This is a genomic window from Frigoribacterium sp. SL97 (assembly GCF_026625765.1).
GTDB lineage: Bacteria > Actinomycetota > Actinomycetes > Actinomycetales > Microbacteriaceae > Frigoribacterium.
In genome coordinates this window covers 579,317-603,688 of sequence record NZ_CP113062.1, presented here as the reverse complement: position 1 = coordinate 603,688, position 24,372 = coordinate 579,317, and the positions used below count along the sequence as shown (strand labels likewise).

The 24,372-nt window shown below is 72.4% G+C and carries 23 protein-coding genes; 10 read left to right on the top strand and 13 right to left on the bottom strand.

The genetic code is table 11. From position 1 onward, the window contains the following. Nucleotides 1-41: 41 nt before the first annotated feature. From OVA02_RS02955 to OVA02_RS02940, 4 genes are all read right to left on the bottom strand, one after another. Nucleotides 42-1,505: a nucleobase:cation symporter-2 family protein gene (locus OVA02_RS02955; RefSeq protein ID WP_267659222.1), complete on the bottom strand. Its 1,464-nt coding sequence runs from the start codon at nt 1,503-1,505 to the stop codon at nt 42-44. Between the two features lie 346 nt (nt 1,506-1,851). Beyond that, nucleotides 1,852-2,691 (bottom strand): 5'-methylthioadenosine/S-adenosylhomocysteine nucleosidase, encoded by an 840-nt coding sequence (locus OVA02_RS02950; protein WP_267659221.1) that lies wholly within the window; start codon nt 2,689-2,691, stop codon nt 1,852-1,854. Further along, nucleotides 2,688-3,140, bottom strand: coding sequence for an S-ribosylhomocysteine lyase (locus tag OVA02_RS02945; protein WP_043597358.1), 453 nt, complete (start codon nt 3,138-3,140; stop codon nt 2,688-2,690). The genes OVA02_RS02950 and OVA02_RS02945 overlap by 4 nt, the downstream gene beginning before the upstream one ends. 341 nt (nt 3,141-3,481) lie before the next feature. Next, a complete protein-coding gene (locus OVA02_RS02940; protein ID WP_056043866.1) occupies nt 3,482-4,411 on the bottom strand; it encodes an aldo/keto reductase in 930 nt (309 codons plus the stop codon). A gap of 130 nt (nt 4,412-4,541) precedes the next feature. Here OVA02_RS02940 and OVA02_RS02935 point away from each other — a divergent pair, with 130 nt between their 5' ends. From OVA02_RS02935 to OVA02_RS02905, 7 genes are all read left to right on the top strand, one after another. After that, nucleotides 4,542-5,021, top strand: coding sequence for an SRPBCC family protein (locus OVA02_RS02935; RefSeq protein ID WP_056043870.1), 480 nt, complete (start codon nt 4,542-4,544; stop codon nt 5,019-5,021). Nucleotides 5,022-5,143: 122 nt separating this feature from the next. Further along, a complete protein-coding gene (locus OVA02_RS02930; RefSeq protein WP_267659220.1) occupies nt 5,144-6,142 on the top strand; it encodes a LacI family DNA-binding transcriptional regulator in 999 nt (332 codons plus the stop codon). 248 nt (nt 6,143-6,390) lie between these two features. After that, nucleotides 6,391-8,259: a beta-galactosidase gene (locus OVA02_RS02925; protein WP_267659219.1), complete on the top strand. Its 1,869-nt coding sequence runs from the start codon at nt 6,391-6,393 to the stop codon at nt 8,257-8,259. Further along, nucleotides 8,214-8,588 carry a hypothetical protein gene (locus tag OVA02_RS02920; protein ID WP_267659218.1) on the top strand — a complete coding sequence of 125 codons (375 nt, stop codon included), beginning with the start codon at nt 8,214-8,216 and terminating at the stop codon, nt 8,586-8,588. The genes OVA02_RS02925 and OVA02_RS02920 overlap by 46 nt, the downstream gene beginning before the upstream one ends. Nucleotides 8,589-8,746: 158 nt before the next feature. Then, nucleotides 8,747-10,102: an ABC transporter substrate-binding protein gene (locus OVA02_RS02915; protein WP_159829069.1), complete on the top strand. Its 1,356-nt coding sequence runs from the start codon at nt 8,747-8,749 to the stop codon at nt 10,100-10,102. A 58-nt stretch (nt 10,103-10,160) separates the two neighbouring features. Continuing rightward, on the top strand, nt 10,161-11,120 hold the full coding sequence (locus OVA02_RS02910) for a carbohydrate ABC transporter permease (RefSeq protein ID WP_056043881.1): 960 nt from the start codon (nt 10,161-10,163) through the stop codon (nt 11,118-11,120). Next, nucleotides 11,117-12,082, top strand: a complete 966-nt coding sequence (locus tag OVA02_RS02905; protein ID WP_082460077.1) for a carbohydrate ABC transporter permease — start codon at nt 11,117-11,119, stop codon at nt 12,080-12,082. The genes OVA02_RS02910 and OVA02_RS02905 overlap by 4 nt, the downstream gene beginning before the upstream one ends. A 135-nt stretch (nt 12,083-12,217) precedes the next feature. On the opposite strand, the gene OVA02_RS02900 is transcribed toward OVA02_RS02905, so the two are convergent. After that, nucleotides 12,218-12,625, bottom strand: a complete 408-nt coding sequence (locus OVA02_RS02900) for a low molecular weight phosphatase family protein (protein WP_267659217.1) — start codon at nt 12,623-12,625, stop codon at nt 12,218-12,220. A gap of 126 nt (nt 12,626-12,751) precedes the next feature. On the opposite strand from OVA02_RS02900, the gene OVA02_RS02895 reads away from it, so the two are divergent. Then, complete coding sequence (locus OVA02_RS02895) at nt 12,752-13,294, top strand: RNA polymerase sigma factor (protein ID WP_082460151.1); 543 nt, start codon at nt 12,752-12,754, stop codon at nt 13,292-13,294. Then, nucleotides 13,284-14,561, top strand: a complete 1,278-nt coding sequence (locus OVA02_RS02890; protein ID WP_267659216.1) for a hypothetical protein — start codon at nt 13,284-13,286, stop codon at nt 14,559-14,561. Before OVA02_RS02895 ends, OVA02_RS02890 begins: the two co-directional genes overlap by 11 nt. A 65-nt stretch (nt 14,562-14,626) precedes the next feature. Here the strand turns inward: OVA02_RS02890 and nhaA are convergent, their stop codons facing one another. From nhaA to OVA02_RS02850, 8 genes are all read right to left on the bottom strand, one after another. Further along, nucleotides 14,627-15,985 carry a Na+/H+ antiporter NhaA gene (gene nhaA, locus OVA02_RS02885; RefSeq protein ID WP_267659215.1) on the bottom strand — a complete coding sequence of 453 codons (1,359 nt, stop codon included), beginning with the start codon at nt 15,983-15,985 and terminating at the stop codon, nt 14,627-14,629. A 73-nt stretch (nt 15,986-16,058) separates the two neighbouring features. Continuing rightward, nucleotides 16,059-16,232 carry a hypothetical protein gene (locus OVA02_RS02880; RefSeq protein WP_157485188.1) on the bottom strand — a complete coding sequence of 58 codons (174 nt, stop codon included), beginning with the start codon at nt 16,230-16,232 and terminating at the stop codon, nt 16,059-16,061. A gap of 358 nt (nt 16,233-16,590) precedes the next feature. Beyond that, complete coding sequence (locus OVA02_RS02875; RefSeq protein WP_267659214.1) at nt 16,591-17,103, bottom strand: FBP domain-containing protein; 513 nt, start codon at nt 17,101-17,103, stop codon at nt 16,591-16,593. Between the two features lie 563 nt (nt 17,104-17,666). After that, complete coding sequence (locus tag OVA02_RS02870) at nt 17,667-20,324, bottom strand: MMPL family transporter (RefSeq protein WP_267659213.1); 2,658 nt, start codon at nt 20,322-20,324, stop codon at nt 17,667-17,669. 111 nt (nt 20,325-20,435) lie between these two features. Then, nucleotides 20,436-21,170 carry a TetR/AcrR family transcriptional regulator gene (locus OVA02_RS02865; RefSeq protein WP_267659212.1) on the bottom strand — a complete coding sequence of 245 codons (735 nt, stop codon included), beginning with the start codon at nt 21,168-21,170 and terminating at the stop codon, nt 20,436-20,438. A gap of 178 nt (nt 21,171-21,348) precedes the next feature. Further along, nucleotides 21,349-21,651 carry a winged helix-turn-helix domain-containing protein gene (locus OVA02_RS02860; protein ID WP_056043893.1) on the bottom strand — a complete coding sequence of 101 codons (303 nt, stop codon included), beginning with the start codon at nt 21,649-21,651 and terminating at the stop codon, nt 21,349-21,351. Beyond that, nucleotides 21,648-22,103: a hypothetical protein gene (locus tag OVA02_RS02855; RefSeq protein WP_056043896.1), complete on the bottom strand. Its 456-nt coding sequence runs from the start codon at nt 22,101-22,103 to the stop codon at nt 21,648-21,650. Before OVA02_RS02855 ends, OVA02_RS02860 begins: the two co-directional genes overlap by 4 nt. Before the next feature lie 185 nt (nt 22,104-22,288). Continuing rightward, nucleotides 22,289-23,164, bottom strand: coding sequence for an SDR family NAD(P)-dependent oxidoreductase (locus OVA02_RS02850; protein WP_267659211.1), 876 nt, complete (start codon nt 23,162-23,164; stop codon nt 22,289-22,291). Between the two features lie 174 nt (nt 23,165-23,338). On the opposite strand from OVA02_RS02850, the gene OVA02_RS02845 reads away from it, so the two are divergent. Continuing rightward, nucleotides 23,339-24,364, top strand: a complete 1,026-nt coding sequence (locus OVA02_RS02845; RefSeq protein ID WP_267659210.1) for an SDR family NAD(P)-dependent oxidoreductase — start codon at nt 23,339-23,341, stop codon at nt 24,362-24,364. Nucleotides 24,365-24,372: the final 8 nt, after the last annotated feature.

The following is a 24,372-nucleotide window of genomic DNA, read 5'->3' as shown; positions in this document are numbered from 1 at the left end:
AGCCCCCGGCCGGCCAGCCCGGGCCCGGCCCGGGACCGGGCTCAGCCCTTGCGCTCGGTCGCTCCGGCCGGTGCCGCGGGCCCGCGCACGGCGTCGTGCGCCGACACGTCACGGTCCGCACCCTCGTCGCGCGCCTGCATCCGCGGCGAGTTGAGCAGCAGGTTCAGCAGCACGGCGACGATCGCGCCGGCGCTGATGCCCGAGTCGAAGACGATCGTGAACCAGGTCGGGAACTGCGCGTAGATCTCGGGGCTGACCGTCGGCAGCAGGCTCACGCCCAGCGCAACCGCCACGATCAGGATGTTCGAGTTCGTGAACCGCACCTTCGACAGCGTCCGGATGCCGCTCGCTGCGACCATGCCGAACAGCGCGACGCCCGCCCCGCCGAGCACCGCCACGGGCACGCCCTCGACGACGGCCCCGAGCGCGGGCACCAACCCGAGCACCACGAGGATGCCCCCCGCCAGCGTCGCCACGTACCGCGACTTCACACCGGTGATGCTGACCAGGCCGACGTTCTGCGCGAACGCGGTGTACGGGAACGTGTTGAAGACGCCGCCGATGACGGTCGACAGGCCGTCGGCCCGCAGCCCGTCGGCCAGTCGTCGCGGCGTCACCGGGCGGTCGACGATCTCGCCCACCGCGATGATGTCGCCGGTGGTCTCGGTCATGATCACCAGGCCGACGATGCACATCGACACGATCGCGCTCACCGGGAAGGTCGGCAGCCCGAAGTGGAACGGCAGGGCGAGCCCGAACCAGGCGCTCTCGCCCACTCCGCTCCAGTCGGTCAGCCCGAACGGCCACGCGACGAGGGTGCCGACGACGAGCCCCAGCAGGATCGACAGGCGGCGGAGCGCAGGAGGCGCGAACCGCTCGATCAGGATGATCAGCAGCAGGGTGCCCGCCGCGAAGGCGACGTCGAGCGGGCGTCCGAAGTCGTCGGAACCCGCGCCTCCTCCGACCCAGCCGGCGGCGACGTCCATGAGCGAGACGCCGATGATCAGGATGACCGTGCCCGTGACGATCGGCGGGAAGAACCGCACCAGCTTCGAGAAGAACGGGGCGAGCAGCATCATGAAGACGCCGCTCGCGATGACCGAGCCGTAGATGGCCGTGATGCCGTACTCGCCACCGATCACGATCATCGGTCCGACGGCGGCGAAGGTGCAGCCCTGCATCAGGGGCAGCCGCACCCCGAAGCGCCAGAACCCGACGGACTGCACGATCGTCGCGATGCCGGCCACGAACAGGTCGGCGCTGATCAGGTAGGCGATGTCGCCGGGCTCGAGCTGGCCCATGCCGACCAGCGCTCCGCCGACGATGAGGGGCACGGCGACCGCCCCGGCGTACATCGCGAGCACGTGCTGCAGGCCGAGTGGGAAGAGCCTCCGCAGCGGGGGGACGCGGTCGACGGGGTGTGTCGTCTCGGGCGGCCCGGCGGTCGCGACCGGGGAAGCGGGCGGCTCGGGCGACTCGGGCGACTCGGGCGAGGACTGTGACATCGGGACTCCTGATCGTGGGGATGTCGGGTGGTCGCCGCCAGCGTACGAAACGCGCGTTTCGTCGCGACGGCACGCGTGTTTCAGGCTCGTGTCGTCAGCGGGGTGGATGCGCTCGGTGCCGCTCGTGCCGATGCACCCGCCTCCGAACGATGCACCCACGAGCAAGCGGGTGCATCGTTCGACACCGGGTGCATCGAGAAGGAGGCGCGGGCTGGCAGCCGAGGAGCGCGACGGCAGCCGGCGCCGTCACCAGGCGACGCGGGCGCGGCGCGGCGCCGCGCAGCGCCGCACCGCGCGGTAGCCAGCGCAGCGCAGCCGGCGCAGCGCGGCCGGCGCAGCCCGTCGCTCAGCGCGCGGTGATCGCCCGCACGAGGTGCATCGTGACGTCCGCCGATCGCCCCGCCGTCAGGGCGAGGTTCTCGTCGTGCACGTCGTGGGCGTCCGGACCGGCGAGGTCGCTGATGCCGCGCACCGAGACGAACGGCACGTGGTGGACGTGGCAGGTCTGCGCGATCGCCATCGACTCCATGTCGACGGCGTCCACGTCGACGACGTCGGCGAAGGCGCTGCGCACGCCGATCACGCGCTCGGCGGTCATGAACGCGTCGCTCGACGCGATCAACCCCGGGCGTACGGCCCACGGACCAGCCGACGTGCCGTCCGACCCGGCCGACGGCTCGCCCGAGCCGGCCGACGCGTCGGACGGGACGGACGTGTCGTACGCGACCGCCGCCTCCATCAGGGACTCGTCGGCGTGGAAGCTGGCCGGCATCCCGGGGACCTGCCCCAGCCGGTAGCCGAACACGCGCGCGTCGGCGTCGAGGTTGACGTACTCAGAGCCCGCGACGACGTCGCCGATCTCGATGCCGGCGCCCATGCCCGCAGCGGTGCCGGCGCTGATCACGGTCGGCACGACACCCTCAAGCGAGCCGGCCCGCACGATGGCCGACGTGGTCGCTCCGGCGGCGTTGACGAACCCGATGCCGCTCTGCACGAGCAGCAGCTCGACCCCGTCGATCTCGACGACCCGCTGCAGCGACCCGCCGACGGCGACCGGCTCGTCGACGCGCGACGCCCGGGAGACGAACGGCGCCGCCTCGTCGGCCATCGCCACGACGACGATGATCGGGGGGACGGCGACCGCCGCGACCCCGTCGGCAGGAGGCGCGGCGTGCGTTCCGCTCATCGGGTGACGGTCGACCACTCGTCGCGGGCCGCGAGGAAGTCGCGGGCGACGCCCTGGGCACCCTCGAGCGTGTGGTTGGCACCCCAGCCGCACTGGACCTCGTTGGCCGCGGGGACCTCGGTCGCGGTGGTGATGTCGGTGAGGGTGCCCTCGATCAGCGACAGGACGTCGTCCATCGCGGGGTCGCCCTGCAGGATCAGGTAGAAACCGGTCTGGCAGCCCATCGGCGAGAAGTCGATGACGTCGCCGGAGCGGTTGCGGGAGTGCTCGGCGAAGAGGTGCTCGAGCGAGTGGACCGACGCCATGTCGAGGTGAGCCTCGTTCGGTTGCGTGAACCGGACGTCGAACTTGGTGATGACGTCGCCGTGCGGCAACGTCTTCTGGTCGGCGACGCGCACGTAGGGCGCGGCGACGGTGCGGTGGTCGAGGTTGAACGACTCGACGTTCATCTTGGGCTGGGTCACGATGGTCCCTTCGGGGTGCGGACGGGGCGCGGGAGGCACCTCGGTCTCTGCACCGATCTGTGCGTCCCAACGCCCTGTCGACCCTAGGACATTCCCTCCGCGCCGGTCGGAGTGTGACCCCGCATGAGGCCCGCTGCCCCGCCGCTCGGCCGCTCGTCCCGCCACCCCGCCACCCCGCCACCCCGCCACCCCGCCACGGAGTAAACAACCCGCCACGCAAAAAGATGGCGGTGTGTTTGCTTCGTGGCGGCGAGCGGGGGAAAAGGGATGGGGGGCGGACCGGCGGGCGCAGCCCAGCGCAGCGCAGCGCAGCGCAGCGCAGCGCGCTACGGCAGCGTGTGCCCGGCCGCCGTGAAGAGCCGGTACCACTCGGGCCGGGTCAGGGGCACGTCCGACCCCGCGGCGCTGTCGCGGAGGTGCGCGACGCTCGTGGTGCCGAGCACGACCTGCATCCGGGCCGGGTGCCGGGTGATCCAGGCCACGGGGATCGCCGACGGCGGGACGTCGTACTTGGCAGCGAGCTCGTCGATGACGTCGTTGAGCTCGGGGTAGCCGTCACGGTCGCCGAGGAACACGCCGTCGAAGAACCCCTTCTGGAACGGCGACCAGGCCTGCAAGGTCATGTCGTTCAGGCGGCTGTGGTCGAGGATGCCGTTGTCGCGGTCGACGGACTGGTCGAGCCCGGCCATGTTGGCCGCGACGCCCGCCGCGATCAGCGGGGCGTGGGTGATGCTGAGCTGCACCTGGTTGACGATCAGCGGCTGCGTCACGCTGCGCTTGAGCAGCTCGACCTGGGCGGGCGTGTGGTTCGAGACGCCGAAGTGGCGCACCTTGCCGGCGGCGTGCAGCTGGTCGAAGGCGGCGGCCACCTCGTCGGGCTCGACCAGGGCGTCGGGGCGGTGCAGCAGCAGCACGTCGAGGCGGTCGGTGTGCAGGGCGGCGAGCGAGGCGTCGACCGACTCGAGGATGTGCTCGGTCGAGAAGTCCCAGAAGCCGTCACGGATGCCGACCTTGCTCTGCAGCTGGATCGCGTCGCGCTCGGACGAGGTCATGGTGACGGCGTCGCCGAAGCGCTGCTCGCAGTGGTGGGGGTGGTCGCCGTACACGTCGGCGTGGTCGAAGAAGTCGATGCCGAGGTCTCGGGCCTCGGCCACGAGTTCACGGATCGCGTCGTCGGTCATGCCCGAGATGCGCATGAGCCCGAGGACGATGGTCGAGGCGGGGCGGTCGGTGGTGGGTAACGTCGTCGTCTTCACGCGGCCAGTCTGCTCTCGTCCGGCGTACCCGGGAGCCGACCCGCGCCTCCTGGGGGGACGGTCAGGAGGCGCGGGGCGCCTGGGGAGGACCCGTCCCGTCGTTCGCGCCCTCCGTTCCGAACCCCTCGGCATGACCGTCACCGCGAGCGCGAGCACCGCGCGCGTCGCCGCCGCTCCGCTCGACCGGGCGTGGAGCATCGCGACGCCGCTGACCCCCGTCGGGTTCTATCCGAGGGCGGGGGTGATCCCGGCCGTCGTGGCCGTCCACGATCAGACCGGCCCGTGGGACGCCGTGGGGCGCACCCGCCGGCTCGAGCTGTCGGACGGCAGCAGCGTCGTCGAGAGCCTCGTGCGCGTGGAGCCCGACGGAGTCTTCGTCTACGAGCTCAGCGAGTTCACCGGGCTGCTCGGGCGGCTGGTGACGGGCGGCCGCGCCGACTGGAGCTACCGGGCGACCCCGAGCGGGCGCACGCGGGTCGACTGGACCTACTCGTTCTTCGCCCGACCGGGGCGCGGGGCGATCGTGCGCGGCATCGTGCGCTTCGCCTGGGCGCCGTACATGCGCCGCGTGCTCGTCGGCATCACCCGCGAGATCGAGCGCACCGCCTAGCCGGGCGCGTCCACACCTCGGGCGCGTCCACACCCCGGGTCCGTCCACACCCCGGGTCCGTCCACGTCCCGGGCTCGCCCCCGGGCGGGGCACGGGCCTCCGGGCACCGCTACCCTCGGGGCATGAAGGACGCCACGATCTACGACGTGGCGAAGCGCGCGGGCGTCTCGCACCAGACCGTCAGCAGGTTCCTACGGGGGTTCGAGGGCATCCGTCCCGCCACCCGCGAGAAGGTCGAGCAGGCCCTCGCCGAGCTCGAGTACCGCCCCAACTCGGCGGCCCGCTACCTGCGCCTGCAGCGGACGAACCGCATCGGGCTGCTCGCCGACAACATGCACCAGTCGGGGCCCGCCCGCACGATCGCCGGGGCCACGGAGGCCGCGCGTTCGCTCGGCTACGTCACCGACATCGTCTCGATGGACGGCGGCGACGAGCGCTCGGTCGACGACGCCCTCGACCTGATGCTCGGGCAGCAGATCGCCGGCATCGTCGTGACCGCGCAGACCGCCGTCGCCCGGTCGGCGCTCGAACGCCGGGCGATCTCGGTGCCCGTGGCGCGTGACTTCGGGCTGATGGTCGAGGGCACCACCGAGTCGATCAACGAGCACGCCGGCCGGGTCGCGGCCGAGCACCTCGTGCGCCTCGGCCACCGCCGCGTGGCCTACGTCGCCGGGCCGGACCAGTGGCTGGCCGCCCGCGAGCGCGCCGACGGGTTCCGCCAGGCGGTGACCGGGTCCGGAGGCGCGGTGACGGTCACCGACGTCGGCGACTGGTCCGCGGCGGCCGGCTACGACATCGGGCTGCGACTGGCCGCCCGGACGGACGACTTCACCGCCATCGCCGTCGCGAACGACGCCATGGCGATGGGGCTGCTCGCCGCCCTCGCCGCCGAGGGCGTCTCGGTGCCGCACGAGGTCAGCGTGGTCGGCAACGACGACACTCCCGAGGCGCGGTTCATGGTGCCGTCGCTCTCCACCGTGGCACTCGACTTCGGCTTCGAGGGGGCACACGTGATGACGTCGCTGATCGCCCACATCGAGGGACGCAGCCCCGACACGGCCAGCCGCCTGCCGGTGCCGTCCCTCGTCGCGCGCGCCTCGACCGCACCCGCGCGCGGCTGACGCCCCCGGGCGCGGGCCCATCGGCGCAGGCCCACCGGCGCAGGCCGAGCCGCGCGGGCCGACCCGCGCCTCCTCCCCCGGGGACCCGTCGACGACGGGGTCTTGCGCAGGTGGCGGCACGTGGGTTACGTTCTCCGCAGACGCCGATGTTATCGACAACATCCACCGAACATCGATCGACGTCCCGAGTACGCGCGGGACGACGTCGGCGGTCGCCACCGCAGCCGACACACACGAACGGGTCAACGATGACTTCTGCTCCACGCCATTCCGGGGTGCTCTTCGGAGCCGCCTACTACGCCGAGTACCAGCAGGCGGGCACCCTCGACCGCGACCTCGACCTGATGGTCGAGGCGGGCTTCACGGTGATCCGCGTGGGCGAGTCGGTCTGGTCGACGTGGGAGCCGCGCGAGGGCGAGTTCGACCTCGACTGGCTCCAGCCCGTGCTCGACGGCGCCCACGCCCGCGGCATCGCGGTGGTGCTCGGCACCCCGACCTACGCGGTGCCGCCGTGGCTGCAGGTGCGCCACCCCGAGATCGCCGCCGAGCGGACCACCGGCGTCCGCGCCGGCTGGGGCGCCCGACAGGAGATGGACCAGAGCCACCCCGCCTACCGCTTCTACGCCGAGCGCGTCGTCCGCAAGGTCGTCGAGCGCTACGCGCAGCACCCCGCCGTGATCGGTTGGCAGGTCGACAACGAGCCCGGCAACGAGCGCCCGCGCAACGACCAGGTCTTCGACCGCTTCGTGGCCTGGCTGCAGCGCAAGTACGGCACCGTCGAGCGCCTCAACGAGGAGTGGGGCCTGGTCTACTGGTCGCACCGGCTGACCGAGTGGTCGCAGCTCTGGCGTCCCGACGGCAACGTGCAGCCGCAGTACGACCTCGAGTGGCGGCGCTTCCAGGGCGAGCTGGCCGACGAGCTGATCGCCTGGCAGGCCGACGTCGTCCGCGAGTACGCCCGCGACGACCAGTTCGTCACCACCTGCATCTCGTACTCGCGCCCGCAGGTCGCCGACGAGCGGCTCGTCGAGAGCCTCGACGTCACCGCCGGGAACCCGTACTACAAGATGCAGGACGGCCTGACGCTCGGCGTCGAGGTGCCCCGCGAGGCCGGCTGGTGGCACACCGGCGTCTGGGCCCTGCAGCAGTGGGGCGACCGGGCGTTCTCGTCGGCGCAGGCTCCCTTCCTCGTCACCGAGACCAACGCGCAGTCGATCGGCGGCCCCTGGCAGAACCACCCGCCGTTCGACGGGCAGATCAAGCAGGCCGCGCTCGCGCTCGTCTCCCGCGGTGCCCGCATGGTCGAGTACTGGCACTGGCACACGCTGCACTTCGGCGTCGAGACGTACTGGGGCGGCGTGCTGCCGCACAGCCAGCGTCCCGGTCGCATCCACCGCGAGGTCTCGGCCCTGGGCGCCACGCTCAAGGCGGTCGGCGGCGCCGTCGACGGCCTCGAGCCCGACGCCGACGTGCTGATGCTCTGGTCGACCGAGACCAAGTGGTCGTTCGAGACGTACCCGCCGCTGGCCCTGCCCGACGGCACCCCCGACCCGGAGTCGTACCTCCACCTGTTCGACGCGCACTACCGCGGGCTCGCCGAGGCGGGCGTGCAGGTGCGCATCCAGCACGTGACGCAGTTCCTCGCCGCCGACCCGGCCGAGCTGGCCGCGACGCACCCCGTGCTCGTCGTGCCGGCGCTGTACGTCGTCGACGACGCCACGCTCACCGCGCTCACCGCCTACGCCGAGGCGGGCGGCCACCTGGTGGTGGGCATCCGCACGGCCTACGGCGACGAGCTCGCCCGGGCCCGCCGCGACCCGGCACCCGCCCGGCTCTCGGGCCCCGCGGGGGTCTGGTACGAGGAGTACACCAACCTCGACCACCCCCTCGCCGTCCACGTCGCGGACGCCGGCACCGCCGAGCGCAGCGACGGCACGACCGCAGGAGGCGCGGCCGCGGCCGCCGAGGACGTCACCGCCCCGGCCTCCCCGCCGACGCACCCTTCGTCCTCGAGCCGGGCTCCGCCGGCACCCGCTGGGCCGACGTCCTGCACGTCGAGGACGCCACCGTCGTGCTGCGGGCCGCGCCGACCGAGATCGGGGCCGACGCGATGCTGACGACCCGCGCCTCCGGAGCCGGCCGCGTCAGCTACGTCGCGACCGTGCCCAACCCCGAGCTCTCGCGCTCGATCGCCCGGTGGCTCGTGCCCGCCACGGCGGCGGGCACGTGGGCGGCGACCGAGACGGTCACGGTCACCACCGGTTCACGGGCCGGAGCCCCAGGGCTCGCGTTCGTGTCGAACTGGTCGGCCCACGAGGGAACGGTCACCACGCCCTCCGCGGTGCGCGACCTCGAGACCCGGGAGGTCGTCGCCGCCGGCACCACCCTGACCCTCGCCCCGCGCGCGGCCCACGTGTACGAGCTCGTCGACGCCGACGCCTCGTAGGCGGCCCGACCCGGCCTCCCCGACCCGGCCGCCCGACCCGCACGACGTCCCCCGCAGCACCCGGCCCGCACCACCCCACCCCACCGACCCGCACCACGTCCCCCCTGCACCACCCGATCCCCTGCACCACTCCCCCACCCCCTCGAGGAAGAACCACCATGAAGAGAAAGACCACAGCAAAGGCGCTCGTGTCACTCGCCGTCGTGTCGGCGTTCGTGCTGACCGGCTGCGCCCCGTCCGGCGGAGGCGCGGGTGGTGGTGGCGACACCGCGCCCGTCTCGCAGGCCGACATCGACAAGGCCATGGACACCGACACGACCCTCACCTTCTGGACCTGGGTGCCCGACGTCCAGAAGGAGGTCGACCTGTTCGAGGCCAAGTACCCGAAGATCAAGGTCGACGTCGTCAACGTGGGCACCGGCACCGCGCAGTACCCGAAGCTGCGGACGGCGCTGAAGGCCGGCAAGGGCGCACCCGACGTCGCCCAGATCGAGTACCAGTACATCCCGTCCTTCCGCCAGACCGGCAGCCTCGTCGACCTGACCCCCTACGGAGGCGCGGACCTCGAGTCGAAGTACGTCCCGTGGGTCTGGAACCAGGTCGCGGACGACACCGGCGTCTGGTCCGTACCGCAGGACTCGGGCCCGCTCGGCAACCTCTACCGCTCGGACATCTACGAGCAGGCGGGGCTGACGGAGGCGCCCGAGACCTGGGCCGACTTCGCGACCGACGCGCAGACGATCAAGGACAAGACCGACTCGTACATCTCGAACCTGCCCGGCAACGACCCCGGCCAGATCGTCGGGCTGTTCTGGCAGGCCGGCGCCAAGCCGTTCTCGTACGACGGCGACAAGACCGTCGGCATCGACCTCGACTCGACCGAGACGCAGAAGGTCGTCACGTTCTGGCAGGACCTGATCGACAAGGACCTCGTCTCGACCGACGCCGACTTCAACGACGCCTGGTACCAGGGCTTCTCGTCGGGCAAGTACGCCAGCTGGCAGACCGCCGCCTGGGGCCCCGTCTTCCTGCAGGGCACGGCCGCGAACACGAGCGGCAAGTGGACCGCCGCGAAGATCCCGCAGTGGAAGGCCGGTGAGGACGTCTCGGGCAACTGGGGCGGATCGAGCGACGCCGTCATCACGGGCACGCAGAACCCGATCGCCGCGGCCGAGTTCAGCAAGTTCCTGAACAGCGACCCCGAGGCGACCCTCGCCTTCGCGAACGAGCAGTTCCTGTTCCCGACGACGACCGACACCCTCTCGAGCAGCGACTTCACCGACACCGCCTCGGACTTCTACGGCGGCCAGAAGGTCAACGAGCTCTTCGCCGGCGTCTCGGACACGGTCAGCACCGACTTCCAGTGGCTGCCGTTCATGGACTACGTCTACTCGAGCTTCAACGACACGCTCGGCAAGGCGATCGCCGACCACTCCGACCTCTCCGCCGCCCTCACGGCGTGGCAGGACGACGTCACCGCCTACGCGAAGCAGCAGGGCTTCACCGTCAAGTAGCGCTCACGGGGTGCCGCCCGCCCTCGGGCGGCACCCCCTCGGCCCGGCAAGGAGCCCCATGTCCACCTCCGTCACCCCTCGTCGAGACGCGACCCGCGCCTCCTCGTCCCGTCAGCCCGCCACCCCGCGGCGCACGAGCTCGCTGCACCGACCGCAGCTCGTCGCGGCCTGGGCCCTGGCGATCCCGTTCCTGCTCGTCTTCGCGGCGATGTTCCTCGTGCCGCTCGGCTACGCGGGCTACCTGAGCACCTTCACCTCGCAGCTCGTCGGCGGGCAGGTCTTCTCGGGCCTCGCCAACTACAGCCGCGCACTGAACGACCCGAGCTTCTGGGCCGGCCTCGGGCGGGTCGCGCTGTTCCTCTTCGTGCAGGTGCCGATCATGCTCGTGATCGCCCTGTTCGTCGCCCTCGCCCTCGACACCGGCCGGGTGGCCGGCAGCAAGTTCGTCCGCCTCGCGATCTTCGTGCCGTACGCCGTGCCCGGCGTCGTCGCGACGCTGATGTGGGGCTACCTCTACGGCCGCGAGTCCGGCCTGATCGCCCAGGTGATCAGCGGTGTCGGCCTCACGCCGCCCGACCTGCTGTCGCCGCAGAACGTGCTCGGCAGCACGATGAACATCGTCAGCTGGGAGTTCATCGGCTACAACATGATCGTGCTGTACGCCGCCCTGCGCAGCGTGCCGACCGAGATGTACGAGGCCGCCGAGATCGACGGCGCCGGGCCCTGGCGGGTGGCGTGGAGCATCAAGATCCCGGCGATCCGCTCGGCGATCCTGCTGACCGTGATCTTCTCGGTGATCGGGTCGTTCCAGCTCTTCAACGAGCCCAACCTGCTCTACAGCATCGCGCCCAACGCGATCGGGTCGGACTTCACCCCGAACCTCTACGCGTACAACGTCGCGTTCAAGAACCAGGACGTCAACTACGCCGCGGCCATCGCGTTCCTGCTCGGGTTCCTCATCATGATCATCAGCTACGTGGTGCAGCTCGCCACCTCACGCAAGGAGCGACTGTCGTGACGATCGCACCCGCCCCCGTCGACACCGCCGGGGCCACGTCCGTCGACCGTCCCGTCCGCCGCCTCGAGGGCTCCGGAGGCGCGGGCAATCGCCGCCCGCGACGCCGCGTCGAGCGGTCCAAGCGCAAGACGCCGATCCTCACCGTGATCCTCTGGATCACGCTGGCGTACTTCCTGCTGCCGCTGGTCTGGTTGGCGATCCAGGCGACGAAGACCAACGGCGACATCTTCTCGACGTTCGGCCTGGCCTTCGGCCGCACCTTCGCCCTGGGCGACAACCTGGCGCAGCTGTTCACGTTCCAGGACGGCATCTTCGTGCAGTGGATGGGCAACACGGTGCTCTACGCCGTGGTCAGCTCGGTCGGTGCGGCGGTGCTCGCCACGATGTGCGGCTACTCGCTGGCCAAGTACGTCTTCAAGGGCAGGTCGTTCGTCTTCGGGCTGATCCTCGGGGCGGTCATGGTGCCGCTGACGGCGCTGGCGATCCCGACCTACCTGCTGTTCAGCGCGGCGAACCTCGTCGACACCCCGTGGGCGATCATCCTGCCGTCGCTGGTCAGCCCGTTCGGCGTCTACCTGATGCGCGTCTACGCGAGCGAGGCGGTCGACGACAGCCTGCTCGAGGCGGCCCGCATCGACGGGGCCGGCGAACTGCGGATCTTCCTGACGATCGCGTCCCGGCTGCTCGCGCCGGGCATCGTCACGGTGCTGCTGTTCGCCCTGGTCTCGACCTGGAACAACTACTTCCTGCCGCTGATCATGCTGAACGACCCGTCGCTGTTCCCGGCGACGGTCGGCCTGGCGCAGTGGCAGCAGGCGGCGACCGGCGGCGGCGGCGCCCAGGTGCTGTTCTCGACCGTGCTGACCGGGTCGTTCGTGTCGATCCTGCCGCTGGTCGTGGCGTTCCTGTTCCTCCAGCGCTTCTGGCAGTCCGGCCTGAGCGCCGGCGGCGTCAAGGGGTAGCCGGTCCGACTCCCGCCCCGACCCCCGGTTCACGGTGGAGGTCGGAGCGGGTGGGCCGTGGCCGTGGCAGCGGCGGCCCGGGAGGCGGTGGTGACGTTGAGAGGTCACCACCGCCTCCGTTCGTTCGTCCCGGCGTCAGAGGCGGGCGTGCAGGTCGGCGACGCGGGCGCGGATGTCGTCGCGGACGAGGCGCATGCGCTCCATGCCCTCGACGCCCCGCTCGGACGGTTCGTCGGTGATCCAGGTCTCGAAGCGGGTGCCGGGGACCTCGTCGACCCGCGCCTCCCGACCGAGGACGACGACCACGTCGGCGTCGCGCACCATCTGCTCGGTGAGGGCCTTGGGGTGCTCGTCGCCGAGGTCGATGCCGAGCTCGGCGAGCGACTCGACCGACTGCGCGTTGAGGTCGGTGCCGGGCGTCGTGCCGGCCGACGCGACCGTGACCTCGTCGCCGGCGAGGTCACGCATCAGCCCGGCGGCCATCTGCGACTTGCCCCCGTTCTTCTGGCAGACGAACAGGACGGAGGCGCGGGTCGGGGTCATGCGGACACCGTACCGACCCCGGGTGGCCGGGTCCCGTGCCGTCGGGACGCGCCGCCCGCCGATCCGTCGGGGGTCCCGTGTCAGGTTCGCCGGTTCCGCGACACTCCTCTAGTGAAGGGGGTGGACGTGGATCACGACACGGAAGGCGACGACGAGCTCGTCAGACGCACGGTCGGGGGTGACCAGCGGGCACTGTCGGCCTTGTTCGACCGGCACGCCGCGACGGTGACCCGCTACGCGTGGGCGCTGGCCGCCACCCGGATGGACGTCGAGGAGATCGTGCAGGACACGTTCGTGACCCTCTGGAAGAAGGTCGACCAGATCGACCTGCCCGAGGACTCGCTGCTGCCCTGGTTGCTGGTCGTCTGCCGCAACCACGCCGCGAACCTGCGCCGCAAGCAGGCCCGTGCCGCCACCGACGAACTGCCCGACGACCTCGTCGCCCCCGACCACGGCGAGGAGGCGCGCGACCGGCTGCGCTGGGTCCGCGACGAGATCGACGCCCTCGGCCCGGTCGACCGGCAGATCGTCGAGCTCTGCCTCATCGAGGGGCGCCCCTACGGCGAGGCCGCCGCCCAGGTCGGCCTGAGCATCGGCGCCGTCACCCAACGCGTGTCGCGCACCCGATCGCGACTGAAGAAGAAGGCGGTGATGAACGATGAACTCTGAGCCCCCCACCGGAGACGAGCTGAACCGCATGCTCGTCACGATGAAGCAGAACGTCCTCGAACGCACCACGGAGTCCCCGCGCCGGAAGCGCAACCGGAACCTCGGCCTCGGCCTCGGCCTGGCCGCCCTGCTGGCGATCGGCGGCGGCTCGGGAGCGCTGGCGCTCGGCATGCTGCCCTCGCCGTTCCAGGCGTCGGCACCGGCCACGCCGACGAGCACGCCCACCCCGACGCCGACGGTCCGGCCGACGGCGACGCCGCGGCCGACGCCGACGGTGGCGCCGGTGGTGGCACCGGTGCCGTCGGCGCCGATCGACTGCGCGACGCTGACGAACGGCATCGATCTCACGGCGTTCATCCCCGACCCCGTCTACGCTCCGGAACTGCTGCCGAAGAACTACGACCGCACGACGGAGGCCGGTCTGGCCCAGCAGGGCGTGCTCTCCTGCGTCTGGAGGTCCGAAGCCGGCTCGTACTCGAACGTCGTCGTCCGGGTGTCGAACGACGTGACGACCGGAACACGGTGGACGAGCGAGCGCCACGACGCCGGCGACTCCTCGCTGGGCCTCGGACGGTCGTCCGTGATCTCGTGCGGCACGGAAGGGAATTCGTCCTGCCGCGCCTCCGTCGTCGCGGACCCGTGGTGGATCTCGTTCTCGTTCTACGACGACTCGTCCTGGTCGTTCGATCCGTCACCCGACGCCTGGAGCGAGGACACGGCACGGGCCGACGTCTCGTCAGCCCTGCGGTCCCTCTCGACCGCTCTCGTCGGGCTGACGCCGACGGCCGTCTGGCAGCCGCCCGCCACCGACTGGGCCGACGCCACCTGCTCCGTGCTCAGCGGCGCGGACGTCCCCACCATCGTCGGTTCACCGGAACTGGTCGGCCCGGCGGAGCACACATGGACGGAGGTCGGCGACGGCATCTCCGACACGAAGGACTCGTCGGTCGACTGCCGATGGGTGTTGCCCCTCGAGGCCGGTGACCAGCCCGTGGCGGACGGCTCCTTCGGCGAGTTCCGGGTCACCATCGTCCCCGGCGGCGAATGGGCCTACGAGCCGGTCGACGACAGCGAACCCGTGTCGGTCGCCGGCGCGGACGCGGCGACCTTCGTCTGCGTCAGCTTGGAGGGCAGCTCGTGCTACGTCGACCTCCTGAGCGACGGATCGTGGCTGCAGGTCGGCTACGCGAGCGGTGCCACGCCCGAGATGAAGGGCCTGCTGGTGGCGGCCGCGGAGGCGATCGTCGCGACGCGTCCCGCGAGCTGACCCGCGCCTCCTGCGCTGCCGTGATCGAGGCACGCGACCGCAGGAGGCGCGGGTCGGCGGACCCGTCAGGCGTCGAGGCGGCCGCGGGCCCGGCCGCGCACGGCCAGGATCGCGCCGCCGACCAGGGCCGAGAGGAGCGAGCCGACGAGGACGCCGACCTTGACCACGTCGTCCTGCTCGCTGCCGGCGCCGTAGGCGAGCTCGCCGACCAGGAGCGACACGGTGAACCCGATGCCGGCCACGAACGACAGCCCGAGCACGTCGCCCCAGCGCAGGCTCGGATCGAGCCGGATGCCGGGCAGTCGCGTCACGAGCAGGGACGCCCCGGTGATGCCGATCGACTTGCCGAGCACGAGCGCCACGACGATGCCGATCGCGACGCTGTCGCTCAGCGACTCGACCAGCCCGTCGAACCCGCCGACCGTCACGCCTGCCGAGAAGAACGCGAAGACGGGCACCGCCACGCCCGACGAGACCGGGCTCCAGCGCTCGGCGAAGTGGTGGGTCAGCGGGTGCCGCACCTCGTGGCCGTCGGGTCCGACGTGCGTGACGCCGGCCCGGGCCGTCGCCACCGCGGGCACGAGCAGGCCGAGCAGCACGCCCGCGATCGTGGCGTGCACCCCCGAGGCGTGCACGAGGGCCCAGGCGAGGACGCCCAGCGGGATCAGCAGCCACCACGCCCGCACGCCACGCCGGACGAGCACGGCGAACGCGGCGAGCGGCAGCAGCGCCAACAGCAAGGGGACGAAGGCGATGCCCGCCGTGTAGAACACCGCGATGATCGTGATCGCGATCAGGTCGTCGACGACGGCGAGGGTCAACAGAAACGTGCGCAGGGCCGGGGGCAGCCGCTTGCCGACGACGGCGATCACGGCGACGGCGAACGCGATGTCGGTCGCGGCCGGGATCGCCCACCCCTGGAGCGCGTCGGGGCCGGCTCCGAGGTTGATCAGCGTGAAGAGCAGCGCCGGCAGGGCGACCCCGCCGACCGCCGCGGTGATGGGCAGCACGGCGACCCGGGGGTCGCGCAGCGAGCCGGCGACGAACTCCTGCTTCAGCTCGAGGCCGACCACGAAGAAGAAGATCGCGAGGAGCCCGTCGGCCGCCCAGCTGCCCATGCTGAGGTTCAGGTGCAGCGCCTCGGGGCCGAACGACACGTCGCGCACGGCCGAGTAGAACGAGCCGGCCGGGCTGTTCGCCAGGACGAGCGCGAGCACGGTCGCCGCGAGCAGCAGCAGTCCGCCGGTCGTGTCGCGGCTGAGGAACCGCGAGAGCCGCGCGCCCCGGCCCTCGGCACGGGGCGCGTGGGCGGGGGCAGGAGGAGCGGGGGTCGGGTCGGGGGCGGCGGCCGGATCGGTGGCGGGGGCGGGGCTGGCCGGAGCGGGGTCGGCGGGCGTGCGGTCGGGGGGCGTGCGGTCGGTCATGGTCGTCGTCCTTCGGGAGCGTCGGCGGGCAGGGCGGGGCGTCCGCTCGACCCGTCGACGACGAGGAGCGGTGCTAGGCCACGGGCGGCGGGCACCCGGCGATCTCGCCGTGGGCGTTGCTGCCCCACAGGCTCATCCAGCCGTTCGTGCCGCAGGTGCGCTTCGTCAGCACGAGCCGCTTCGGGAACGCCTGCTGCGCCGTGCGCGCCCGGCGCGGGGCGCGGGACGGGCAGGCGGGTGACGACATGCCCACCAGGGTACCGCCGAGCCCCGGGGAGCGGGCCGGGCCGTCACCCACCCGCGGGTCCCACGGTGCCGGCCCGCGCCTCCTGCGCTCTCGGGGCGGGACTCCTGCGCTCTCGGGGCGGAGCGCACCGCCAACTGAGCGTCGCACCGCGTGTTTCGGCGGTGCGGCGTTCAGTCGGCGGTGCGACCCGCCCTCCTGCGGTCAGGCGACCGGGCCGCCTCCGCGCCCGCCCGGTCGAGGTCGCACCACGCCCGCGTCGTCCAACCACGCACGAGGGTGGTTCGACGACGCGGGCGTGGTGCCACCCGGTTCTCGTCGGACCAGGAGGTGCGGCGACCGTCAGGAGGCGCGGCGCACATCACGAGGCGCGGCGCACGTTCTCGACGAAGCCCGCGGCCCGCACGCGCAGGCTCGCGATGCGCTCGAGTCGGGCCGCCTCGGCGTCGAACCCGAGGTAGGCCTCGGGCGGCAGCACGTGCACGTTGGCCGAGCACTCGAACCCGCCGCAGACGAGCGTGCCCACGGTGTCGCCGTTGCGTCCGGCCGCGCCGGCTCGCTTGGCGCCGTAGAACAGCACGTCGGCCGGCAGGCGGACGTCCTGGCACCAGGTGCACTGCGCACGCTGCCGGGGCGAGGCCTCGGCCTGCCGCAGCACGACGCCGGCGACCGCGGGGCCCGGCTCGCCGTCCGCGTCGAGCGTCGGCACGACGACGTAGGCCCGGCGGGCGAGCCTGGGGTCTCGCCAACCGAGGTACTCGAGGTCGGTCCAGTCGAGGTCGGCGAACTCGGGCGGCAGCGTCAGGTCGGCTGCTTCTCGGCGGCTCGCGTTGACGAACGAGGCGCGGACGGTCTTCTCGGTCAGGGGGATCATGTGGTTCTCCGGTCGTCGGGCCCGGGGCACGGTGCCGTCGACGCGCACACCTGCGCGATCGGCGACCGCGCGGGTGCCCGCCGTCGACGCGTCGGCCGACCCGGGTGTTCTCGTGGGATCGTGCCGGGGCTGCAGCCCACGCGGCACGGGTGCGCGGTCGGACCTCGACGGTCGATCCGCAGCGGAGACGCGACTACCTGCAGCCGGCGCACGCGGCGCCGACGACCCCCTCACGCCCGGTGGGCGTCGCAGGTGCGGACGGGATGATCACCCGGCCACCCTATGACCGTGAGCGCTCCTCGGCAACGACGCCCGCGCCTCCTCGTCCTGGCCGGGTCGCACCACGCCCGCGTCGTCGAACCCCGCTCGAGGGTGGTTCGACCACGCGACGATGGTGCGACCCGACCAGGAGGCGCGGGTCGCGTCCCCGAGGCCGGCGACGGCCACAGCCACGGCCACAGCCACGGCCACGGCCACGGCCACGGCCACAACGCACCACGAAAGGGACGTCGCACCGCCGAGTTCGGCGGTGCGACGTCCAGTCGGCGGTGCGACGTGCGGGGTCAGCCCGCGTGGCGCCCGTGGTGGTCGGGGTCGCTGCCGTCGGGGACGGCGTCCACGGGAGCGGTCGGGTCGACGTGCGAGACGTGCCCGTCACCGGAACCCGAGCCCGAGCCTGAGCCCGAGCCCGCGGCCGAACCCGAACCCGAGCCCGACGCGTCGCCGGCCGAGGCGTGCGGCCGCGACCGCTCGAGGGAGGCGCCCTCGACGTCGACGTCGGGCAGGATGCGGTCGAGCCACTTCGGCAGCCACCACGCGGCGTCGCCGAGCAGGTGCATCACGGCCGGGATGAGCAGCAGGCGCACGACGAACGCGTCGACCAGCACGCCGAGGGCGAGGCCCAGGCCGATCGACTGGATCATCACCGAGTTCGAGAACACGAAGCCCGAGAAGACCGCCGTCATGATCAGCGCCGCTGCCGTGACCACCGTGCGACCGGCGTGGACGCCGCGCTGCACGGCCAGGCGGGCCGGCGAGCCGTGGGCGTACGCCTCGCGCATGCCGCTGACCAGGAACAGCTGGTAGTCCATCGCGAGCCCGAACAGGACGCCGACCATCAGGATCGGCAGGAAGCTCAGGATCGGCCCCGGGTCGTGCACGCCGAAGACCGGACCGAGCCAGCCCCACTGGAACACCGCGGTGACGCCGCCGAACGCGGCGAACAGCGACAGCACGAAGCCGATGGTGGCGGTGATCGGCACGAGGATCGAGCGGAACACGAAGATCAGGATGATCAACGACAGCCCGACCACGACGAGCAGGTAGAGGGGCAGGGCACCGGCCAGCTTCTCGCTGACGTCGATGTTGCCCGAGGCGTTGCCGGCCACGCCGAGCGACGAGACGTCGTCGATGTCGAGGCCGCGCAGGTCGCGGACGAGCTGCTCGGTCGACTCGGCGGTCGGACCGCCCTTCGGCACGACCTGGAACGCCAGAAGGGTGTCGTCGTCCGAGGCGCCGATGGGGGCGACCGCGGCGACGTCGTCCTGGTCCTTGAGGATCGTGCCGATGCGCACCTGCTCGGAGACGAGGTCGTCGTCCGAGATCGCGGTCGGCAGGTCGGCCACGACGACCAGGGGGCCGTTGACGCCGGCGCCGAACTTTTCGTCGATCAGCTTGTACGCCTTGTAGGCGCTCGAGTCGACCGGCTCGGACGACCCGGCGGGCAGGCCGAGGCGCATCGAGAGCGCGGGGATGGCGACGATCAGCAGCACGGCGACGCCGGCCACGAGGGTCAGCACGGCGCGGGTGGTGCTCATCGGCTTGGTCGGCACGCGGACGGCACCCGTGTTGCCGACGTTCTTCCGGGCCTTCTTGGTGAGGATGCGCAGGCCGACGAGGCGCAGCAGCGCCGGGGTGAGCGTGATGGCGATGAGGATCGCCACGAACACGCAGACGGCGCCGACGGTGCCCATCAGGCCGAGGAAGGGGATGCCGGTCAGGTTCAGTGCGAGCAGGGCGATCAGCACGGTCGAGCCGGCGAAGACGACCGCGTTGCCCGACGTGCCGTTGGCCAGGCCGATCGACTCGTGCAGCGGCACCCCTTCTTTCAGCTGGGTGCGGTGCCGGTTGAGGATGAACAGCGAGTAGTCGATGCCGACCGCGAGGCCGAGCATGACGCCCAGCACGGGCGTGACCGACAGCATCTCGACGGCGCCCGAGAGCGACAGCGAGGCGAGCACGCCGACGCCGACGCCGATCAGGGCGTTGACGAGGGGCAGGCCGGCACCGATGAGCGTGCCCAGCATGACGAACAGCACGATGGCCGCGATGACCACGCCGGCCACCTCGCCCGGGCCGAGGATCTCGGGGATGCTGGCCGCGATGTCGTTCGACACCTCGACCTGGACGCCGTCGATGTCGGCGTCGTTCATCGCCTCGACGACGGCCTCCTTGTTCTCGCTGGTGACGAGGTTGAGCGCCTTGTCGAACTGGATGCTGGCCACGGCCGTGGTGCCGTCGGTCGACACCTGACGGATGCCGTCGGTCAGTTCGAGCAACGAGGCACCCTGCTCGAGCGTGGTGCTCTGCGTCTCGAGTTCGGCCTTGCCCGCGTCGAGGGTGGACTGCTGCGTGGCGATCTGCTGCGTCCCCGCGTCGAGCTGCGCCTGCTGGGCCTCGAGCTGCGGCGTGGCGGCGGCGAGTGCGGCCCCGCCGGCGGCCTGCGCCTGGGCCTTCGCGGCGTCGAGCTGCTGCTGGCCGGCGGTGATCTGGGCCTTCGCGGCATCGATCTGCGCCTGGCCCGAGGTGATCTTGGCCTCGCCGGCGGCGATCTGGGCCCGGCCGTCGGTGATCTTCTGCCCCTGGTCGTCGATCTGCTGCTGGGTCGCGAACGGGTCGGTGGTGCCCTTGACGTCGTCCAGGTCCTTCGCGTCGGTCAGCAGGGCCGCGATGTCGGACTTCTGCTGGTCGGTGAAGGCCGCGTCGTCGGCGGTCGTGAAGACGACCGTTCCGGTGCCGCCGCTCGCCTGGGGGAACTTCTCGGCGAGTTCGTCGCTGACCTTCTGGGTCGCCGTGCCGGGGATGCTGACGGCGGTGGTCAGCGTGCCGCCGAACAGCGCGAAGGCGCCGCCGGCGAGGCCGAGCACGACCAGCCAGGCCACGATGACGAGCCAGGCCCGCCGGGCCGAGAACCGGCCGAGTCGATAGAGCAGGGATGCCATGGGTGTCTGTTCCTCCAGGGGTGGTGCGGGGTGATGCGGGTTGCGGGGGTGGGCCTCACGTCGCGTCGTCGAGAAGGAGGTGCGGGTCGGCCGGGCGTGCCGGCCGACGGGTCAGGGGGTGGTCGGGTCGGGCCCCGTCGGGCCGGCCGCGGGGGTCTCGGCGGCCGAGGGCGCCGCATCGACCGCGGGCGTCCGGGCGCCCGCCGGCGGCGGCCCGTAGCCGGCGCGGATGCTCGTCGTCACCCGGTCGAGCAGGTCGGCCCAGACGTCGCGGCTGTCCGCGTCGACCACGGCGCCGGTCCGCGTGATCCAGTGGCGCGCGACGACGGCGATGCCGTTCATCAGCGAGCTGACGAGCACCTCGGCCTCGAGCGGGTCGGTGGCCGGGCTGCGGTCGGCCATCTCGATCGAGAGCTGCTCGGTGACGCGGGTGAAGACGTCCTGGATCAGGCTGTGCGACCGCGGGTCGCCGCCGTCGTCGCCGAGGACGCCCCAGAGGTACGAGACGACGGCCGGCAGGTCGATGCCCTGCATGGCCTGGATGATCTCGGCGAACAGGGAGGCGCGGCTGCCGTCGCCGACGGGCGTCGCGGCGGTCGCGGCCCGGAACTCGTCGACGGCACCGGTGAGCACGCGGGTGCAGGCCGTCATGACGACCTCGTCGAGCGACGAGAAGTGGTTGAAGACCGTGCGGCGCGAGACGTCGGCACGCTCCGCGAGCTCGTCGACGCTGAAGCGGGGCGCCCCGCGCTCGGCGATGAGCGCGTCGGCGGCGTCGAGGATCGCCTGGCGGTGCTTCGCCTTGAGGGCGGCACGGCGGTCGGGCACCAGGGTCTTGACGGTCACCTGCCTACACTAAGTGCAGCGACGCACTCGGTGCACCCACGACGGCTGGGGAGTCGCTGGGACTTGCGCGGCCGGGACGCGGCCGCCGTACCCCGCCACCCCGCGCCTCCTCGTCCTGCCGACCGGACGAGGAGGGGCGCCCCCGGCGCACGGCCACGGGACGCCCCTGCCCCGGCGGCTAGTCGGCGGCGATCTCGCGGAGGGTGGCGAGATGCGCGGCCCAGGCCTCGCGCCCGGCCGGCGTCGCCTTGAGGCTCGTCCGGGGCCGCTTGCCGACGAACCCCTTCGTCACGGCGACGTAGCCCGCGGCCTCGAGGGCGCTGACCTGCTTGCTCAGCGTCGAGTCGGTCACCTGCACGGCGTCGCGCAGGTCACGGAAGTCGAGACCCTCGGCCGCGGCCAGCGCCGCCATCATCGAGAAACGGACGGGCTGGTGCAACAACTCGGACAGCCGGAGGCGCGGGTGCGGTCGCGCGGTCATCGTCGCGCCTCGCGCACCTCGACGGCCGCGCAGGCGACCGACACCGCGAGCAGGACCGCCGCCATGACGGCACTGCCGACGACGTCCTGGCCCTGCGAGAAGCCGACGACGAGCATGGCCCCGACGTAGCAGGCGAAGAACGCGGCCAGGTAGGCCATCCAGCGTCGACCGAAGCCGACGCGGGCCGACCTCCTCAGCAGGACGAACGCCACGACCAGGACGGCGATCCAGACGAGCAGGCCACCCATCGCGACGAAGTAGGCGGTTCCCGTCGTGAGCCCCATGGCGAGGGTGCCCATCGACGCGGCGGCACCCAGGCCGAGCAGGAAGGCGACGGCGGGCCAGCTCGCCGCCGACGTCGCGCTGCGGCCCACGGCGTCCGCCCGGTCGAGCAGGCGCCGGGCCTCGGCGGAGTCGGGGGTGCCGGTCGTGCCGGTGATGTCAGCGGTCATGGTGGTCGTCCTCTCGTAGGACTCCCACTCTAGAAAGTACTTTCCCGATAAGCAAGTACTTTCTCGTCGATTCGATCGGGTGGGCAGAACTTGCTCTTCCCCCGCGGCGGAAGGACGTCTTCTGCCCACTCGACCGGCCCGTCGAGGTCGGGGCGCCCGGACGGCCGGGCGCCGCCGGAGCCGGGCTAGATCGTCTCGTCGAGGTCGAGCAGCCGGGCGCTCTCGTCCCACAGGCGCCGGGCGAGGTCGGCGTCGGCCGCCTGACGGGCCACGCGACCGGGGGCCTTGAGGCGGTCGAAGTAGTTGCCGCTCGGCGCCGGCACGGTCGCCGCCCCCGCGAGGCGGATCAGCGGCTCGGCTCCGTCCTCGGTCGAGACGGCCAGGCGCTTGGCCGCGGTCATGAACGCGCCGTCGCCACCGAAGCCCGAGGCGACGAACCCGGGGTGGAACGCGAACGCGTCGACCCCGCCGCCGGCGCGGGGCAGGCGTCGGGCCAGCTCACGGGTGAACAGCACGTTGAGCAGCTTCGAGGTGCCGTAGGCGCGGAAGCCGCCGGCCCACGCACCCCGGGCGTTGTCGAGGTCGTCCAGGTCGACCCTGCCGAAGAGGTTGCCGGCACTCGAGGTCTGGACGATGCGGACCGACCCGGCCGGCGCCTCCTTCGCCGTCTCGAGGAGGCGCGGCGTCAGCAACGCGGTCAGGAGGAAGGGAGCGAGGTGGTTGCCCTGGAACGTCGTCTCGTGGCCGTCGACCGTCATCGAGCGCTCGGGGATCGTGGCGCCGGCGTTGTTCGCCAGGACGTGGATGCGCGGCAGCTCGGCGAGCAGCTGCTCGGCCAGGTCGCGGACGGTCGACAGGTCGGAGAAGTCGGCGAGGTAGGCGGTGCCGCCGATCTCGTGCGCGACGGTGCGGGTGCGGTCGGGGTTGCGGCCGACGACGGCGACGGTGGCCCCGAGGCGGGCGAGCTCGCGGGCGGCGGCGCGGCCGATGCCCGAGCTGGCTCCGGTGACGACCACGGTCCGGTCGTCGAGGCGGGCGGCGGGAGGCAGGGTGACGGTCATGCAGGGGACGCTAGGCGGGATGCGCCGGGGCCGGGTCGGCGGTCGGCGTTCTCTCGGCAGGCGTACAGCCGCGCGGGCCTCCGCCCGCGGTAGCGTCGCATTACGAGACGAAGTGTCTCGATTCAGGGCGTGGTCTCCGCGCCTCGACCCGACCCTCCTCAGAGAAGAGACGACATGTCCGACGCCACCGCCCCCCTGACCGGCTCCCGCACCATCGGCACCTGGCTCGACCACCCCGAGGGCGGGCCGGCGCTCCGTGCCGCCCTCGGGCAGGGAGGCGCGTTCGACGAGGGCGCGCTGGCCCCGGTCCGCGGCCTGCCGCTGCAGCAGCTGGTCGCGATGAGCCAGGGGCAGGTGCCGCAGGAGCTGGTCGACGGCCTGGTGCTGCAGGTCAACGGCGGCGTCGTGCCCGACGAGGCGGCCGAGGCCGACGGTCCGTGGCGCGAGACCGTCACCCCCGGTCGCTTCGCCGGCAAGACCGTGATCGTCACGGGAGCGGCGTCCGGCATCGGCCGGGCGACGGCGTCACGGGTGGCACGCGAGGGCGGTCGCGTCGTCGCCGTCGACCTCTTCGCCGACAAGCTGGAGGCACTGGTCGCCTCCCTGCCCGACGCCGACGTGGTCACCGTGGCCGGCGACATCACGAAGCAGGACGACATCGACGCGATCGTCGCGGCGGCCGGCGACCGCATCGACGCCCTGGCCAACATCGCCGGCATCAACGACGACTTCTCGCCCCTGCACGAGACGAGCGACGCCATGTGGGACCGCGTCATCGGCATCAACCTCACCGGCGGGTTCAAGCTGTCGCGCGCCGTGATCCCCGTGATGCTCGGGGCCGGGCGCGGCTCGGTCGTCAACGTGGCCTCGGAGGCGGGACTGCGCGGCAACGCGTCGGGCAACGCGTACACGGTGTCGAAGCACGGCGTCGTCGGCCTGACCAAGTCGGCGGCCTTCATGTACGCGAAGCAGGGCATCCGGGTCAACGCGGTGGCACCCGGCGGCGTCGCGACGGGCATCCCGTTCCCGGCGAACGTGTCCGAGGCGGGGTCGGCGCGGCTCCGTCCGTTCCAGGCGGCGATCCCGACGATCGCGACGGCCGAGGAGCTCGCGGCGTCGATCACGTTCCTGCTGAGCGACGACGCGGTGAACGTGAACGGCGCGATCCTGGCGAGCGACGGCGGCTGGTCGGTCCAGTAGAAGGGGTG

Coding starts and splice junctions, on each gene's coding strand:
- OVA02_RS02915 (WP_159829069.1), top strand. CDS start 8,747: ATGAAGAGAAAGACCACAGCAAAGGCGCTCGTGTCACTCGCCGTCGTG.
- OVA02_RS02930 (WP_267659220.1), top strand. CDS start 5,144: ATGAAGGACGCCACGATCTACGACGTGGCGAAGCGCGCGGGCGTCTCG.
- OVA02_RS02935 (WP_056043870.1), top strand. CDS start 4,542: ATGACCGTCACCGCGAGCGCGAGCACCGCGCGCGTCGCCGCCGCTCCG.
- OVA02_RS02925 (WP_267659219.1), top strand. CDS start 6,391: ATGACTTCTGCTCCACGCCATTCCGGGGTGCTCTTCGGAGCCGCCTAC.
- nhaA (WP_267659215.1), bottom strand. CDS start 15,985: ATGACCGACCGCACGCCCCCCGACCGCACGCCCGCCGACCCCGCTCCG.
- OVA02_RS02950 (WP_267659221.1), bottom strand. CDS start 2,691: ATGAGCGGAACGCACGCCGCGCCTCCTGCCGACGGGGTCGCGGCGGTC.
- OVA02_RS02860 (WP_056043893.1), bottom strand. CDS start 21,651: ATGACCGCGCGACCGCACCCGCGCCTCCGGCTGTCCGAGTTGTTGCAC.
- OVA02_RS02900 (WP_267659217.1), bottom strand. CDS start 12,625: ATGACCCCGACCCGCGCCTCCGTCCTGTTCGTCTGCCAGAAGAACGGG.
- OVA02_RS02880 (WP_157485188.1), bottom strand. CDS start 16,232: ATGTCGTCACCCGCCTGCCCGTCCCGCGCCCCGCGCCGGGCGCGCACG.
- OVA02_RS02870 (WP_267659213.1), bottom strand. CDS start 20,324: ATGGCATCCCTGCTCTATCGACTCGGCCGGTTCTCGGCCCGGCGGGCC.
- OVA02_RS02845 (WP_267659210.1), top strand. CDS start 23,339: ATGTCCGACGCCACCGCCCCCCTGACCGGCTCCCGCACCATCGGCACC.
- OVA02_RS02875 (WP_267659214.1), bottom strand. CDS start 17,103: ATGATCCCCCTGACCGAGAAGACCGTCCGCGCCTCGTTCGTCAACGCG.
- OVA02_RS02890 (WP_267659216.1), top strand. CDS start 13,284: ATGAACTCTGAGCCCCCCACCGGAGACGAGCTGAACCGCATGCTCGTC.
- OVA02_RS02945 (WP_043597358.1), bottom strand. CDS start 3,140: ATGAACGTCGAGTCGTTCAACCTCGACCACCGCACCGTCGCCGCGCCC.
- OVA02_RS02850 (WP_267659211.1), bottom strand. CDS start 23,164: ATGACCGTCACCCTGCCTCCCGCCGCCCGCCTCGACGACCGGACCGTG.
- OVA02_RS02955 (WP_267659222.1), bottom strand. CDS start 1,505: ATGTCACAGTCCTCGCCCGAGTCGCCCGAGTCGCCCGAGCCGCCCGCT.
- OVA02_RS02910 (WP_056043881.1), top strand. CDS start 10,161: ATGTCCACCTCCGTCACCCCTCGTCGAGACGCGACCCGCGCCTCCTCG.
- OVA02_RS02855 (WP_056043896.1), bottom strand. CDS start 22,103: ATGACCGCTGACATCACCGGCACGACCGGCACCCCCGACTCCGCCGAG.